Raw genomic sequence first — 15,174 nt, 5'->3', positions numbered from 1 at the left:
GGACATGCTGACGTCGAGCGCCGACAGTTTGTGCCGGGTGTGGGATTCGAACCCACAAGCCCTTGCGGGCAATGGTGTTTGAGACCATCGCGTATGCCGTTCCGCCAACCCGGCGAGGTTGCAGGAGAACTGTATCTGTTCAGCCCGCGATCGCGCTCATCGACCCGGGCGACCGCGATCGGGCGCCGCCAATCAACTGGCGAACACGCTCCGTGCCTGTCCGCCCTACTGCGGACAGGCAGCAGTCGACCCCTAGCGCTCGGGGTTGCGGTAGGCGGGGGCTATGCCTTCTATCGCGTCGCCCATGCGGTGGACTCGGAGGGCGTTGGTGGAGCCGGGGATGCTGGGTGGGGAGCCGGCGACGATGACTACCAGGTCGCCCTTCTTGAGCTTGCCCAGTTCGAGGAGGCGCTGGTCGACCTGGCGGACCATCTCGTCGGTGTGGTCGACGGTGGGGACGATGTGCGTCTCGATACCCCAGACGACGCTCAGCCACGAGCTGACCGACGGGACCGGTGTGAAGGCGAGCAGCGGCACCTCGGTGCGGTAGCGGGCCAGCCGGAGGGCGGTGTCGCCGGACTGGGTGAAGGCGATCAGGTACTTCGCCTCCAGCCGCTCGGCCACGTCCGCGGCGGCCTTGGCGATCACGCCGCCCTTGGTCCGCGGCTCCCACTCGATCGCCTGCACCCGGCCGAGTCCGTGCTCCTCGGTGGACTCCACGATGCGAGCCATCGTCTTCACGGTCTCGATCGGGAAGCGGCCGACGCTGGTCTCACCGGACAGCATCACCGCGTCGGCACCGTCGAGTACGGCGTTCGCGACGTCGGAGGCCTCGGCCCGGGTCGGCCGCGGCGCGGAGATCATCGACTCCAGCATCTGGGTCGCGACGATCACCGGCTTCGCGTTCAGCCGGGCCTGGTCGATGATCAGCTTCTGTACCAGCGGGACCTCCTCGAGCGGGAGCTCCACGCCGAGGTCGCCGCGGGCCACCATGAACCCGTCGAAGGCGTCGATGATCTCGTCCAGGTTGGCGACCGCCTGCGGCTTCTCGATCTTGGCGACCACCGGGACCCGCAGGCCCTCCTCGTCCATGATCTTGTGCACCAGCTGGATGTCGGAGGCGTCCCGCACGAACGACAGCGCGATCATGTCGGCCGGCAGGTGCAGCGCCCAGCGCAGGTCCTCGGCGTCCTTCTCGGACATCGCCGGCACGCTGACCGCGACACCCGGCAGGTTGATGCCCTTGTGGTTCGACACCGGTCCGCCGACGGTGACCCGGCAGACCACGTCGGTCTCGGTCACCTCCTCGGCGACCAGCGCGATCCGGCCGTCGTCGATGAGCAGCTGGTCGCCCGGACTCACATCACCCGGCAGACCGTCGTACGTCGTACCGCAGATGGTCACGTCACCCGGCACCTCACGGGTGGTGATGGTGAAGCGCTCGCCGTAGGTCAGGGTGACCTTGCCCTCGGCGAACTCGGCCAGCCGGATCTTCGGGCCCTGCAGGTCGACCAGGATGCCGACGTTCTTCCCGGTCTCCGCGGCGGCGGTTCTGATCCGCTGATAGATGCGCTCGTGCTCGGCATGGGCACCGTGGCTCAGGTTGAGCCTGGCGACATCCATACCGGCTTGGACGAGTTCAAGGATGCGCTCGGGGGCGGCAGTAGCCGGGCCGAGCGTACAAACGATCTTTGCGCGACGCACGTCACAAAACCCTACTCCTACAAGACCACTGGTCCGCTGGTCCGCCCCCCTTACCAGGCGGTTAACTCCTCGTGACACTTCGGCTCGAGAGCCTGAATCGTCAAGAAGGCAAGGGGCTGTAGGCACCTACACCGACGTCGCCGTCGAGCTCGGCGGTGACTGTCTGCAGGCCGATCGGCTTGCCGTCGGCGTACGTGATCAGGGTGACCTCACCCGGCCGCCGCAGCGTGTACCCGAGGGCGAACGCGTACGCCGCTCCCCCGGTCGTGCCGTTGGTGTACGTCGTCACCGGGCGGCCGTCGACCACCTTGTGCTCGGGCCCGACCTGGCGATGCAGGTGGCCCGACAGCAGCAGCGTCGCGCAGCCTCGGGCCGCGGTGTCGGCGAACGACGACGGATCGTGCACCACCATGGTCGAGATCCGCTTGTCGTCGGGCTGCTCGCAGGCGATGTCCGCGAGCCGCTCGGACTGCTCGGCGGTCGTCTCGTCGCCCGGGGTGTCCGCGGAACCCAGCCCGGTCCGCGTCGGATCGCTGTCGCCGAGGAAGCGGATGCCCTCGACCTCGACCGGCTTGCTGTCCAGCACGGTGAAGCCGTTCTTGCGCATCGAGTCCTCGATGTGCCCGCCGGCGTCGTGGTTGCCGGCCACGGCGACGACCTTCAGATTCTTGAAGTGCTGACGCAGCGAGTTGATGCTGAACACCTCCCAGGACTGTCCCGAGGACGAGTCGTCGCCCGCGTCGATCAGCAGCTTGGCGCCGGCCACCTTCCCCACCTCGGCCGCGAACCGGTCGATACCGATGTTGTCGTGCCGGTCCGACACGAGCAGCGCGACCGTCTCCCCCTCGCTCGCCTGGTGGATCCGGCCGCCGACCCGGCTGACCCGCTCCTCCAGCCGGCCGTAGAACTCGGTGGATCGCTCGTACGTCTCGACCGCGGTACGAATCAGGCCCACTCCGCCGGTGGTGGAGAACCCGGCCGCGACCTCGACACCCTTCAACCGCTCGTCCAGCGACAGCTCGGGCAGCAGCTTGGCCAGCGGCCGCCACTCGGTCGGCACGACGTCCGCGGTGCGCATCTGGCCGGGCCCGAAGATCGACGCGATGGTGATCAGCATCGCGACCAGTACGACGATGGCCCGGTGCTCGACCCGGCGTTCGTGCGAATGCACCAGCTCCCACAACTCGCGGCGGCGGCGCCGGCCGAGCATGGTCCAGATGGTCGCGACCACGACGACGACCAGCAGGCCGGTCCCGGCGCCCGCGACCGCGTTGTCGACGGCCATCTGCTGGACGACCTGCTGGATCTTCGCGATTTCACCGTCGGGCTGGGAGGCGATCAGGGCGTCGCGGTTGAGGAGTTCGGTGAGGTTGTCGGCGTCGGTCTCCTGGATGTCGATGTTGATCCCGATGCCGGCGGGCGTGTCGGCCGGCAGCCGCAGCCGCGGCAGGACGGCGCCGAGGTCGAGGGTGGCGTACCCGTCGAAGGTGGGTGAGACAGTAGCCGCGTGCGCACCGATGGTGACGCGTTCGGAGTCGTTGACGAAGCCGAGCAGCCCGACGGCCACGGAGGTGACCAGGAAGAGCAGGGTGAGCGAGGCCCACGGCGCGATCGCACGGAGCCGGGCTCTGGTCACCAGGCGGCTAGCCACGGATCCAACCTATTGGGCTGGTCAAGTCGTCGCATCTCGAACCGGGTGGGTGTTGCCGGTCGTTCACACAGGTGCGGGCTGCACGCAACGTTTTGTTGCCTGCAGCCCGCATTTCATGTCCCGGGTTCAGACCGCGAGTGGGCGGGCCGTCGGCGGGATCGGAGTGGGCAGGGTCGACGAACCGGTGAGGAGCGTGTCCACGCCGTTCGCGCACGACCGGCCCTCGGCGATGGCCCAGACGATCAGCGACTGACCACGGCCGGCGTCGCCACAGGCGAAGACGCCCTCGACCGAGGTCTGGTAGCTCTTGTCCCGCATCACGTTGCCGCGCTCGTCGAGGTCGACACCGAGCTGCTCGAGGAAGCCCTCGCGCTCCGGCCCGAGGAAGCCCATCGCGAGCAGCACCAGCTGTGTCGGGATGGTCCGCTCGGTGCCCTCGACCGGGACGAACCGGCCGTCCTTGAACTCGACCTCGACCAGGTTCAGCCCGGAGACGTTGCCCTCGGCATCGGCCTCGAAGTTGACGGTGGAGACCGAGTAGACCCGATCGCCGCCCTCTTCGTGCGCCGAGGCGACCCGGTAGATCATCGGGTACGTCGGCCACGGCTGCCCGGACGGGCGGTCGTCCGACGGCCGCGGCATGATCTCCAGCTGGGTCACCGAGCGGGCGCCCTGCCGGTGCGCGGTGCCGAGGCAGTCCGCACCGGTGTCACCGCCACCGATGATCACCACGTCCTTGCCGGTGGCAACGATCTGGTCCTCGACGGTCCGTCCGAGCGAGGCCCGGTTCGACTGCGGCAGGTACTCCATCGCCTGGTGGATGCCGCCGTACTCGCGGCCCGGAACCGGGAGGTCGCGGGCCGCGGTGGCACCGGTCGCGATGACGACGGCGTCGTACCGCTGCTTGAGCTGGGTGCCGGTCACGTCCACGCCGACGTTCACGCCGGAGCGGAAGACCGTGCCCTCCTCCTTCATCTGCTGGATCCGGCGGTCGACCTGGATCTTCTCCATCTTGAACTCGGGGATGCCGTACCGCAGCAGGCCGCCGGGCGCGTCGGCCCGCTCGTACACCGCGACGGTGTGGCCGGCCCGGGTCAGCTGCTGTGCGGCCGCCAGACCCGCCGGACCGGAGCCGACGACGGCGATCGTCTTGCCGGTCAGCCATTCCGGCGGCTGCGGCTTGACGTCACCGCTCTCCCAGGCCTTGTCGATGATCGCGACCTCGACGTTCTTGATCGTCACCGGGTCCTGGTTGATACCGAGCACGCACGCGGGCTCGCAGGGTGCCGGGCACAGCCGGCCGGTGAACTCCGGGAAGTTGTTGGTCGCGTGCAACCGCTCGATCGCACCGGACCAGTCGTCCCGCCAGACCAGGTCGTTCCACTCCGGGATCAGGTTGCCCAGCGGGCAGCCGCTGTGGCAGAACGGGATCCCGCAGTCCATGCAGCGACCGGCCTGCTTGGTGATGATCGGCAGCAGCGCCTTGCCGGGTCCACCGGGGTAGACCTCTTTCCAGTCCTGCACCCGCTCGCCCACCGGCCGCCGGTCGGCGACCTCGCGCGGGGTGGTCAGGAAGCCCTTCGGGTCAGCCATCAGATGGCCTCCATCATCGCTCGCGTGGTGGCGTCCTCGTCCAGCCCGTCCCGCTCGGCGGCCGCCTTGGCCGCCAGCACCCGGGCGTAGTCGCGGGGCATCACCGTGGTGAACCTGACCTCGGCCGCGGCCCAGTCGGCGAGCAGCTTGGCCGCCCGTTCCGATCCGGTCTCCTCGTGGTGCCGGCGGACCAGGTCCTGCAACAGTCCGGACTCGTCCTCGGTGAGCGGGAGCAGGTCCACCAGCTCCGGGTTCACCAGGGCGCGGTCCAGATCGAGCACGTGGGCCACGCCGCCCGACATGCCCGCCGCGAAGTTCCGGCCGACGGCGCCCAGTACGACGACGCGCCCACCGGTCATGTACTCGCAGGCGTGGTCGCCGACCGACTCGACGACCGCGGTGGCTCCGGAGTTCCGGACACAGAACCGTTGCCCGACGCCACCGCTGATGAACAGTTCACCGGACGTCGCGCCGTACGCGATGACGTTGCCGGCGATGATCTGGTCAGCGGCGTCGAACCGCGCGACCCGGTCCGGCCGGATCACCACCCGCCCACCGGACAGGCCCTTGCCGACGTAGTCGTTGGCGTCACCCTCGAGCCGCAGCGTCACACCGCTAGGGACGAAGGCCGCGAACGAGTTGCCGGCCGACCCGGTGAAGGTCAGGTCGATGGTGCCGTCGGCCAGGCCGGCCGCGCGGTACCGCTTGGTGATCTCATGGCCGAGCATCGTGCCGACGGTCCGGTTGACGTTGCGGATCGGCAGCTGCGCCCGGACCGGCTCGCCGCTGTCGAGCGCCGGCCAGCAGATCCGGATCAGTTCGTTGTCGAGCGCCTTGTCCAGGCCGTGGTCCTGCTCGACGACCCGGTGCCGGGACGCGCCCTCGGGCAACGCCGGCACGTGCAGGATCGGGGACAGGTCCAGGCCGTCGGCCTTCCAGTGGTCGACCGCGCGGTGGATGTCCAGCACCTCGGCGTGGCCGATCGCCTCGTCCAGGGACCGGAAACCCAACTGGGCAAGGTACTCCCGGACCTCCTCGGCGATGAACTCGAAGAAGTTCACCACGAACTCGGGCTTGCCGGAGAACCGTTCGCGCAGTACCGGGTTCTGGGTCGCGACGCCGACCGGGCAGGTGTCCAGGTGGCAGACCCGCATCATGATGCAGCCGGACACCACCAGCGGTGCGGTGGCGAAGCCGTACTCCTCGGCGCCGAGCAGCGCCGCGACGACCACGTCCCGGCCGGTCTTCAACTGCCCATCGGTCTGTACGACGATCCGGTCGCGCAACCCGTTGAGCAGCAGGGTCTGCTGGGTCTCGGCCAGGCCGAGCTCCCACGGACCACCCGCATGCTTCAGCGACGTCAACGGAGCCGCACCCGTACCGCCGTCGTGGCCGGAGATCAGTACGACGTCCGCGTGCGCCTTGCTGACACCCGCCGCGATCGTGCCGACTCCGACCTCGGAGACCAGCTTCACGTGAATGCGCGCGGCCGGGTTCGCGTTCTTCAGGTCGTGGATCAGCTGGGCCAGATCCTCGATCGAGTAGATGTCGTGGTGCGGCGGCGGTGAGATCAGGCCGACGCCCGGCGTCGAGTGCCGGGTACTCGCCACCCACGGGTAGACCTTGTTGCCGGGCAGCTGACCGCCCTCGCCCGGCTTGGCTCCCTGCGCCATCTTGATCTGGATGTCGTCGGAGTTCGTCAGGTACTCCGCGGTCACGCCGAACCGGCCGGACGCGACCTGCTTGATCGAGCTCCGCCGGGCCGGGTCGTGCAGACGGTCGGAGTCCTCGCCGCCCTCGCCGGTGTTCGACTTGCCGCCGAGCTGGTTCATCGCGATCGCGAGCGTGGTGTGCGCCTCGGCGCTGATCGAGCCGTAGCTCATCGCACCGGTGGAGAACCGCTTGACGATCGCGCTGACCGGCTCGACCTCCTCGACCGGGATCGGTTCGCGGTCGGAGTCGAACCCGAACAGGCCGCGCAGGGTCATCAGCCGCTCGGACTGCTCGTCCACGCGGGCCGTGTACTGCTTGAAGATGTCGTAGCGCCCGGTCCGGGTGCTGTGCTGCAGCCGGAACACCGTGTCCGGGTCGAACAGGTGCGGCTCACCCTCACGCCGCCACTGGTACTCGCCGCCGATCTCCAGCTTGCGGTGCGCCGGCAGGATGCCGTCCGCCGGGTACGCGCGCAGATGCCGGCGGCGTACCTCCTCGGCGATCGTGTCCAGGCCGACGCCGCCGAGCTTGGACGACGTACCGGTGAAGTAGGTGTCGACCAGGTCCGGCGCCAGGCCGTTGGCCTCGAAGATCTGGGCACCGGTGTACGACGCCACCGTGCTGACGCCCATCTTCGACATCACCTTGAGGACGCCCTTGCCGAGCGACTTCACCACGTTGCGCACGGCCTGCTCGGGCTCGACACCCGGCAGGTAGGTGCCGCGGCGGCACAGGTCCTCGACCGACTCCAGCGCGAGGTACGGGTTGATCGCGGCAGCGCCGTACCCCATCAGGAGGGCTACGTGGTGGACCTCGCGGACGTCGCCGGCCTCGACCACCAGGCCGACCTGCGTGCGGGTCTTCTCGCGGACCAGGTGGTGGTGAACCGCGGCGGTCAGCAGCAGCGACGGGATCGGCGCGCTGTCCGCGTTCGAATGGCGGTCGGACAGCACCAGAATGCGGGCGCCGTCCTTGATCGCAGCGTCGGCCTCGGCGCAGATCTCCTCGAGCCGCGCCTGCAGCGCCTCTCCCCCGCCTTCGACGTCGAACACGCCGCGCAGGACCGTGGTGGCCAGGCCCGGCATGTCTCCGTCGAGGTTGATGTGGCGCAGCTTGGCGAGCTCGTCGTTCGTGATCACCGGGAACGGGATCACCACCTGCCGGCAGGACGCCGGGCTCGGGCTGAGCAGGTTCGCCTCCGGGCCGAGTGACGACGACAGCGAGGTGACGAGCTCCTCGCGGATCGCGTCCAGGGGCGGGTTGGTGACCTGCGCGAACAGTTGCGCGAAGTAGTCGAACAGCAGCCGCGGCCGGTCGCTCAGCACCGCGATCGGCGTGTCGGTGCCCATCGAGCCGATCGGCTCCGCGCCGACCCTGGCCATCGGGGTGAGGAGGACCCGCAGTTCCTCCTCGGTGTACCCGAACACCTGCTGGCGCCGGGTCACCGACGCGTGGCTGTGCACCACGTGCTCACGCTCGTGCAGGTCCTCGAACCGGATCAGGCCGGCGTGCAGCCATTCGTCGTACGGGTGCTCGGTGGCGAGCGCGTTCTTCACCTCCGAGTCGGTGATGATCCGGTGCGCCTCGACGTCCACCAGGAAGATCCGGCCCGGTTCGAGCCGGCCCTTCTCGGTGACGGTTGCCGGGTCGATGTCGAGTACGCCGGCCTCGGACGCGAGTACGACGAGTCCGTCCTCGGTGACCCAGTAGCGGGACGGGCGCAGGCCATTGCGGTCCAGTACCGCGCCGACCTTGCTGCCGTCGGAGAAGACCACCGACGCCGGGCCGTCCCACGGCTCCATCAGCGTCGAGTGGAACTCGTAGAACGCCCGCCGCGCCGGGTCCATCGTGGTCGCGTTCTCCCACGCCTCCGGGATCATCATCAAGATCGCGTGTGGCAGCGACCGGCCGCCCAGGTGCAGCAGCTCCAGGACCTCGTCGAACGACGCCGAGTCCGAGGCGGACGGCGTACAGATCGGGTAGAGCTGCTCGAGGTCGCCGGGGATCAGGTCGCTGGCGAGCAGGGCTTCGCGGGCCCGCATCCAGTTGCGGTTGCCCTGGACGGTGTTGATCTCGCCGTTGTGCGCGATGTAGCGGTACGGGTGGGCCAACGGCCAGGACGGGAACGTGTTGGTGGAGAACCGCGAGTGCACGACGCCGATCGCGGAGGCGAGGTCGGGGTCGGTCAGCTCGGGGAAGAACTTGTCCAGCTGGTCGGTGGTCAGCATCCCCTTGTAGGTGATGGTCCGGCCGGACAGCGACGGGAAGTAGGTCTCGGTCTCCTTCTCGGCCCGCTTCCGCAGCCGGAACGCCATCCGCTCCAGCGCCAGGCCGAGCACCCGGCCGGTCCGCGCGGCGACGAACAGCTGCTTGAAGGTCGGCATCACCGAGCGAGCGGTGGCACCCAGCAGGTCCGGGGAGGTCGGCACGTCGCGCCAGCCCAGGACGGTCAGCTTCTCCTCGGCGGCGAGCTCCTCGATCCGCGCGATCGCCTTCGCGGCGTCGTCGGCATCGGTCGGGAGGAACGCGATCCCGGTGGCGTAGCTGCGCGCGACCGGCAGCTCGAAGTCGCACACCTTGCGGTAGAAGGCGTCCGGGATCTGGATCAGAATGCCGGCGCCGTCGCCGGAGTCCGGTTCGGCACCGGAGGCGCCACGGTGTTCGAGGTTGCGCAGGGCGGTCAATGCCTTGGCCACGATGTCGTGGCTGGGTTCACCGGTCAGGGTGGCGACGAAGGCGACACCACAAGCGTCGTGCTCGTGGGTTCCGTCGTACAGTCCCTCGCTCGGGAAGGGGGCGCGACCAAACATTCAGGGGCTCCCGTCGTCCTACGGTCAACAACTGGCCGCGGGACAACATTGGCCCAAGCCGGGTGTCCCGAGACTACCTCATGACGCCCGACAGATGGACTGCCATTCCACCGTCACACGCCTTACTCACCCACCGTAAGCAAGCGCTCACTCCTCGCCTCAATCATCCCAGCAACCCCTCGAGAGAACCACCCACAACACCTGAAATTCATCTCGCCCGAGCGCTCAGCCAGGCCTGGTGAAAGGCGGAGTAGGACGGGAAGCGCGTGGTGGTCGCCTCCTGGAGTACGGCGTACAGCGCTGGTGGCGGCTCGGAGAGGAGGACTAGGGCCGTGCGGGCCATGACGTACGCCGTGGTCCGGGTGTCGATCGGGGCGCCGAGGGAGAGCTGTTCGGGGGCCATGAAGCGGCGGGAGCCGAACATGCGGCCCATGTCGTTGCGATGCGGACCGCGGCGGTAGGTGTCGAGGTCCATCACGGTGAGCCGGCGGGTGGGGAAGTCGTACAGCATGGCGCCGTCGTAGAAGTCGCCCTCCACCCAGCCGGCGGCGTCGAGGTCAGCGTGCAGGTCGTAGAGCGTGTCGAGCGCCGCCAGGATCTCGTCGACCGGCAAGGCGCGGAAGCGTTCGTGCGCGCTGCCGGAGTTCAGGTGGAGGAGTTCACCGTCACGCCAGTCGTAGACGACGAGCGGTCCCCCAGATGACTCGACCACCGCATGCACGGCCGGGAGAGCCGGGTGTACGACGGACTCCGCGAGCGCGACCGCGTTCCGCAGCAAGGCGACGCGGCCGTCGAAGTCCAGATACGCGTCGGTGTTCGCAGAGTCGCCCGCGGTCTTCACGAAGTACCGGGCCGCACCGGTCTGTACGCCGTACGAGACGTTGCCGGAGTCCTGGGTCTCGGCGCCGAAGCGGGCGAAGATGGTGCCGAGGTGGTCGAGGTAGGTGGACGGCTGGACATCGATCTCGCCGGGGAACATCTGGCCGACCCTAGTCACGGCGGCTGCGCCGGGCGATCGAGTTTCGGGAGGAACCATGGCACTGTCCGATTTCCCGCGGTACCCGCTGCTGTTCGGGCCCAGCCCGGTGCATCCGCTCGACCGGCTGAGCGCGTACCTCGGTGGTGCCCGGATCTGGGCGAAGCGGGAGGACTGCAACTCGGGGCTCGCATACGGCGGGAACAAGACACGCAAGCTCGAGTACCTGCTGCCCGACGCGCTTGCGCAGGGTGCGGACACCCTGGTGTCGATCGGTGGGTATCAGTCGAACCACACCCGGCAGGTGGCGGCGGTCGCGGCGAAGGCCGGCCTGAAAGCCGTGCTGGTGCAGGAGAACTGGGTCGACTGGCCCGACGCGCTCAACGACCGGGTCGGCAACATCCTGCTGAGCCGGATCATGGGTGCCGAGGTCCGCCTCGACCCGGCCGGCTTCGGGATCGGCTTCAAGGACAGCTGGAAGGAAGCGCTCGCCGACGTCGAGGCCCGCGGAGGTACGCCGTACGCCATCCCCGCGGGTGCCTCGGACCACCGGCTCGGTGGGCTCGGGTTCGCGGGCTGGGCGGACGAGGTCGCGCAGCAGGAGCAGGAGCTCGGCGTGTTCTTCGACACGATCATCGTCTGCGCGGTCACCGGGTCGACGCAGGCCGGGATGATCGCGGGGTTCGCCGGGCAGGACCGGCCGCGGCGGGTGATCGGGATCGACGCGAGCGCGAAGCTGCAGGAGACCCACGACCAGGTGGCGCGGATCGCGCGCGCGACCGCCGAGCTGATCGGGCTCGGCCGGGAGGTACGCGACGACGAGGTCACCGTGCTCGAGGGCTGGGCCGGTGACCTGTACGGCATCCCGGTGCAGTCGACGCTGGACGCGATCCGGCTGACCGGGCAGCTCGAAGGGATGATCATCGACCCGGTCTACGAGGGGAAGTCGATGGCCGGGCTGATCGATCTGATCCGCGAGGGTGAGATCGGCAAGGACTCGAACGTCCTCTATGCCCACCTCGGTGGCCAGCCCGCCCTGAACGCCTACAGCGGGCTGTTCACGCACAGTCAGCCGATGCCTGGTCCGACCAGCGTTCCGACGAAGTAGGTCAGTGCTGCGGCCAACCCGCCGAGGAACAGTTGGCGGAGGCCGGAGTACCACCACGACCTGCTGGTGACGTGGGACACGACGGCGCCGCAGACGAAGAGCGCGGTGAGCGACATGATCAGCGCCGGTACGACGCTGCCGGCGCCGAGGAGGTACGGCAGGAGCGGGATGAAGGCGCCGACCGCGAAGCAGACGAACGAGGACGCGGCCGCGATCACCGGGTTCGGCAGGTCGTGCGGGTCGATGCCGAGTTCCTCGCGGACGTGCTCCTCGAGGGCCTGCTCGGGGTCGGTGTGGAACTGCTTGGCGACCTTGCTGGCCAGGTCCGGGTCGAGGCCCTTGGCGCGGTAGGTCTCGGCGAGCTCGATCTCCTCGTCGACCGGGTGGCGCTGGATCTCCTTGCGCTCCACCTCGATCTCGGCCCGGGCCAGTTCGCGCTGCGAGGCGACCGAGGTGTACTCCCCCGCCGCCATCGAGAACGCGCCCGCGGCCAGGCCGGCCAACCCGGCCAGGACGATCACCTTCGAGCCGGACTCGGTCCCGCCGTCCATGCCAGCGATCAAGGCGAAGTTCGACACCAGGCCGTCCATGGCCCCGAACACCGCCGGACGCAGCCAGCCGCCGTTCACATCACGATGGGTGTGATCTCCGTGATGCTCGGCAGAAACCTCAGGTACGTCAGTCACGAGACCCGTCTGGATCGGAACCGTTGGTGCTGTTGGCCTCAACCTTAGGCTCAGCATCGACCTTCGAATCGGCCGCAGGCCCGGACTCGGGCTCGGTCTCAGACTCGGGCTCGTTCTCAGGCTTCGCCTCGTCGTCGCTGGGCTTGCCGGCGGCGGGACCGCCGGAGATGTCTTCCTGGCCGGGCCGCAGGCGAGCGCTGACGATGAAGTAGACGACGGCGATGACGAACAGGATCAGCGACGTCCACACGTTCAGCCGCAGGCCGAGGAAGTGGTTGACGGTGTCGATGCGCAGGTTCTCGACCCAGGCGCGACCGGCGGTGTATCCGGCCACATAGAGGGCGAACGCGCGGCCGTGGCCGAGCTTGTAGCGCTTGTCGACCAGGATCACCAGCGCGACCACACCCAGGTTCCAGACCGCTTCGTACAGGAACGTCGGATGGAACGTGGCGAAGTTCGCATACCCGTCCGGCCGGTGCTCGGGCGCGATCTCCAGGCCCCACGGCTTGTCGGTCGGCTTGCCGAACAGTTCCTGGTTGAAGTAGTTCCCGAACCGACCGAGCACCTGGGCGAGCGCGATCCCGGGCGCCATTGCGTCCGCGACCGCCAGGAACGGCACCTTGGCTCGCCGGCAGGCGATCCAGGCGCCGAGCGCTCCGAACGCGACCGCACCCCAGATCCCGAGCCCTCCGTGCCAGATCTTCAACGCGTCGATCGGGTGCCGGCCCGCGCCGAAGTACAGCTCGGCGTCGGTGATGACGTGGTAGATCCGGGCCCCGACCAGCCCGAACGGGATGGCCCAGAACATGATGTCGGCCAGCACGGTGGGCGAGCCGCCGCGGGCGACCCAGCGCCGGCGGCCGAGCCAGTAGCCGACGAAGATGCCGGCCAGGATGCACAGCGCGTACGCGCGGATCGGCACGTCGAGAACGTGCCAGACACCCTGGCTCGGGCTGGGGATGAACGCCGGAACCATCACGGCGGGAATCAGACTAGACATGGCAAGTGGGAACGCTACTCGACCCGTCCCACCGCGACCAGAAACTCATGGTCACGATGGGGACTCGGTGCGTCAGCTCGCGATCGCGTCCACGGCCTTCTGGAGGCCTTCCGCGGTCAGTTGGTCGGCATCGAGCTGCTTGTCGTTGACGTAGACGGTCGGCGTACCGGTCACGCCGCGGTCGTCCGACGCCTTGGAGACGCTGTCGAGCCAGCCGGCGTACGTGTTGTCCTGCACTGCCTGCTGGAACTTCGCGTCGCCGATGCCGAGCTGTTTGCCCAGCTCCATCAGCTGGTCGGTAGTCCAGGATTTGCTGAAGTCGCCGTACATCTCGTCGGCGAAGCTGAGCGCCTTGCCGTTCGCAGCCGCGGCGGCGAACGCGTTGGCCAGTCGCGGCGAGGCGTCCGGGTTGACGAAGCCCAGCGGCCAGTAGGTCAGGGTGGCGGTGCCGTCCTGGACCAGCTTGTCGACGGTCGCACCGGTCGCCTCCTCGAACTCCGCGCAGTGCGGGCAGCGGAAGTCGAGGTACAGGTCGATGTGCGCCTTCGCACCGGCCTGGCCGACGGTGACACCCTTGCCGGCCTGGCCGGGGCCGGTGATCACGGTCGGCTCGGGCCGCCCGTTCGAGCTCACCTCGACCTTGGAGTGGCCGCGCCAGTACTGCACGCCGACGCCGGCCCCGAGGGCCAGCACCAGGACGATCACCACGATGATCCCGGGCGAGATCCGCCGTCTGGTCTGCTGCACCAGCGGATTCACGGGGGCTTTGGTCTTGCTCACGACGCGGTGACTCCTGTCCGGGCGGACGATTCGTTGGATGGGTCGGACTCGAGGGCGTACTTACTCACAGGGTTCAGCCACAGCCAGGCCGCGAGCAGCAGCAGGCCGACATCCCGCAGGATCTCCTGCAGGTATTTCGTCTGACCGGGGGCGATCTGTCCGCCGCCGCCGAAGCAGCCGCAGTCGATCGCGAGGCCGCGCGCCCAGGCGGACGCTACCGCGACGATGAACACGATCATGAAAACACCCGCAGCCACGGCCGCGGCGCGGACACCGAAACCGACGATCAACAGCAATCCGATCGCGATCTCCAGGAACGGCAGCCCCCAGCCGACCGGCGAGACCAGCCCGCTCGGCAGGATCTCGTACGCCCGGACCGCCTGCGCCGCGGTCTCCGGATCGGTCACCTTCAGCGCACCCGCCACCAGCATCACCACGCCCAGCACGAGCCGTGCCACCAAGGAGACCCAGGGGAACCACGGCTGTCGCCACTTACTCACTGGTTGTCCTCCACCAGCTTCCCGAAGTCATGCGCCAGGTCGCCGATGGCGGCGTTCGACAACCACAGCACGTTGGCCTTGTCGTTCTTGCCGAAGCCGATCACCTGGGCACCGTGCCCGACCTCGTAGCCGCCGGAGGGAAGCTTCTGCATCCCCTCCACCGCTACTCCGAGGGCCTGCGCGATGTCCTTGATCGACGTCAGCGAACCGGACAGCCCGACGAACGACGGGTCGAACCGGTCCAGGTACTTACGGATCACCGGCCCGGTGTCGCGGGCCGGGTCGGTGGTGATGAACAGCAACTGCACCTGGTCGCGCACCGGCTGGTCCAGCTTGGTCAGCGCGGACGCCACGTCGGCCATCACCGTCGGGCAGACGTCCGGGCAGTTCGTGTAGCCGAAGAACACCAGCGTGACCGGCTTCTTGGTCGAGGTGACCAGGTTGAACGGGTTCCCGCCGGTGTCGGTCAGCGTCTTCGCGGGCATCGAGAACGGCCGGTCCAGGCTCGCCCCGCGCAGACCGTTCGGGTTCTGCGTGGTGCGGATCACCGCTCCACCGGGGTTGTCCGCCTCTTCCTTGCCGCCACTGCAGCCCGCGAGGGCCAGCAGAGCCACCGCGGCCAGCAGGAGTGCCGCGTTCCTGGTTCGACTCAC

General features: G+C 68.8%; 11 protein-coding genes and 1 tRNA gene. 1 reads left to right on the top strand and 11 read right to left on the bottom strand.

Going from position 1 to position 15,174, the window contains the following annotated elements:
- Nucleotides 1-31: 31 nt before the first annotated feature.
- The 6 genes from AB0I34_RS33545 to AB0I34_RS33520 form a co-directional block, all read right to left on the bottom strand.
- A tRNA-Leu gene (locus tag AB0I34_RS33545) sits at nucleotides 32-114 on the bottom strand.
- Between the two features lie 138 nt (nucleotides 115-252).
- On the bottom strand, nucleotides 253-1,704 hold the full coding sequence (gene pyk, locus AB0I34_RS33540) for a pyruvate kinase (protein WP_360452905.1): 1,452 nt from the start codon (nucleotides 1,702-1,704) through the stop codon (nucleotides 253-255).
- A gap of 100 nt (nucleotides 1,705-1,804) precedes the next feature.
- Complete coding sequence (locus tag AB0I34_RS33535; protein WP_360452903.1) at nucleotides 1,805-3,355, bottom strand: metallophosphoesterase; 1,551 nt, start codon at nucleotides 3,353-3,355, stop codon at nucleotides 1,805-1,807.
- A gap of 126 nt (nucleotides 3,356-3,481) precedes the next feature.
- On the bottom strand, nucleotides 3,482-4,948 hold the full coding sequence (locus AB0I34_RS33530) for a glutamate synthase subunit beta (RefSeq protein WP_360452901.1): 1,467 nt from the start codon (nucleotides 4,946-4,948) through the stop codon (nucleotides 3,482-3,484).
- Nucleotides 4,948-9,471, bottom strand: a complete 4,524-nt coding sequence (gltB, locus tag AB0I34_RS33525; protein ID WP_360452899.1) for a glutamate synthase large subunit — start codon at nucleotides 9,469-9,471, stop codon at nucleotides 4,948-4,950. Before gltB ends, AB0I34_RS33530 begins: the two co-directional genes overlap by 1 nt.
- A gap of 208 nt (nucleotides 9,472-9,679) precedes the next feature.
- A complete protein-coding gene (locus AB0I34_RS33520; RefSeq protein ID WP_360452897.1) occupies nucleotides 9,680-10,450 on the bottom strand; it encodes a hypothetical protein in 771 nt (256 codons plus the stop codon).
- A gap of 55 nt (nucleotides 10,451-10,505) precedes the next feature.
- On the opposite strand from AB0I34_RS33520, the gene AB0I34_RS33515 reads away from it, so the two are divergent.
- Nucleotides 10,506-11,555, top strand: coding sequence for a 1-aminocyclopropane-1-carboxylate deaminase (locus AB0I34_RS33515; protein ID WP_360452895.1), 1,050 nt, complete (start codon nucleotides 10,506-10,508; stop codon nucleotides 11,553-11,555).
- Here the strand turns inward: AB0I34_RS33515 and AB0I34_RS33510 are convergent.
- The 5 genes from AB0I34_RS33510 to AB0I34_RS33490 form a co-directional block, all read right to left on the bottom strand.
- Nucleotides 11,516-12,241 carry a VIT1/CCC1 transporter family protein gene (locus tag AB0I34_RS33510; protein ID WP_360452893.1) on the bottom strand — a complete coding sequence of 242 codons (726 nt, stop codon included), beginning with the start codon at nucleotides 12,239-12,241 and terminating at the stop codon, nucleotides 11,516-11,518. The genes AB0I34_RS33515 and AB0I34_RS33510 overlap by 40 nt on opposite strands.
- On the bottom strand, nucleotides 12,234-13,241 hold the full coding sequence (gene lgt / locus AB0I34_RS33505) for a prolipoprotein diacylglyceryl transferase (RefSeq protein ID WP_360452891.1): 1,008 nt from the start codon (nucleotides 13,239-13,241) through the stop codon (nucleotides 12,234-12,236). The genes AB0I34_RS33510 and lgt overlap by 8 nt, the downstream gene beginning before the upstream one ends.
- Before the next feature lie 72 nt (nucleotides 13,242-13,313).
- Nucleotides 13,314-14,021 carry a thioredoxin domain-containing protein gene (locus AB0I34_RS33500; RefSeq protein ID WP_360452889.1) on the bottom strand — a complete coding sequence of 236 codons (708 nt, stop codon included), beginning with the start codon at nucleotides 14,019-14,021 and terminating at the stop codon, nucleotides 13,314-13,316.
- The gene (locus AB0I34_RS33495) at nucleotides 14,018-14,521 is read right to left on the bottom strand and encodes a MauE/DoxX family redox-associated membrane protein (RefSeq protein WP_360452887.1); all 504 of its coding nucleotides are present in this window, start codon (nucleotides 14,519-14,521) and stop codon (nucleotides 14,018-14,020) included. The genes AB0I34_RS33500 and AB0I34_RS33495 overlap by 4 nt, the downstream gene beginning before the upstream one ends.
- On the bottom strand, nucleotides 14,518-15,174 hold the full coding sequence (locus AB0I34_RS33490; RefSeq protein WP_360452885.1) for an SCO family protein: 657 nt from the start codon (nucleotides 15,172-15,174) through the stop codon (nucleotides 14,518-14,520). Before AB0I34_RS33490 ends, AB0I34_RS33495 begins: the two co-directional genes overlap by 4 nt.

Source organism: Kribbella sp. NPDC050281 (assembly GCF_040655855.1).
GTDB lineage: Bacteria > Actinomycetota > Actinomycetes > Propionibacteriales > Kribbellaceae > Kribbella.
The sequence above is the reverse complement of the archived record's forward strand: the minus strand, read 5'-3'. Positions and strand labels throughout refer to the sequence as shown.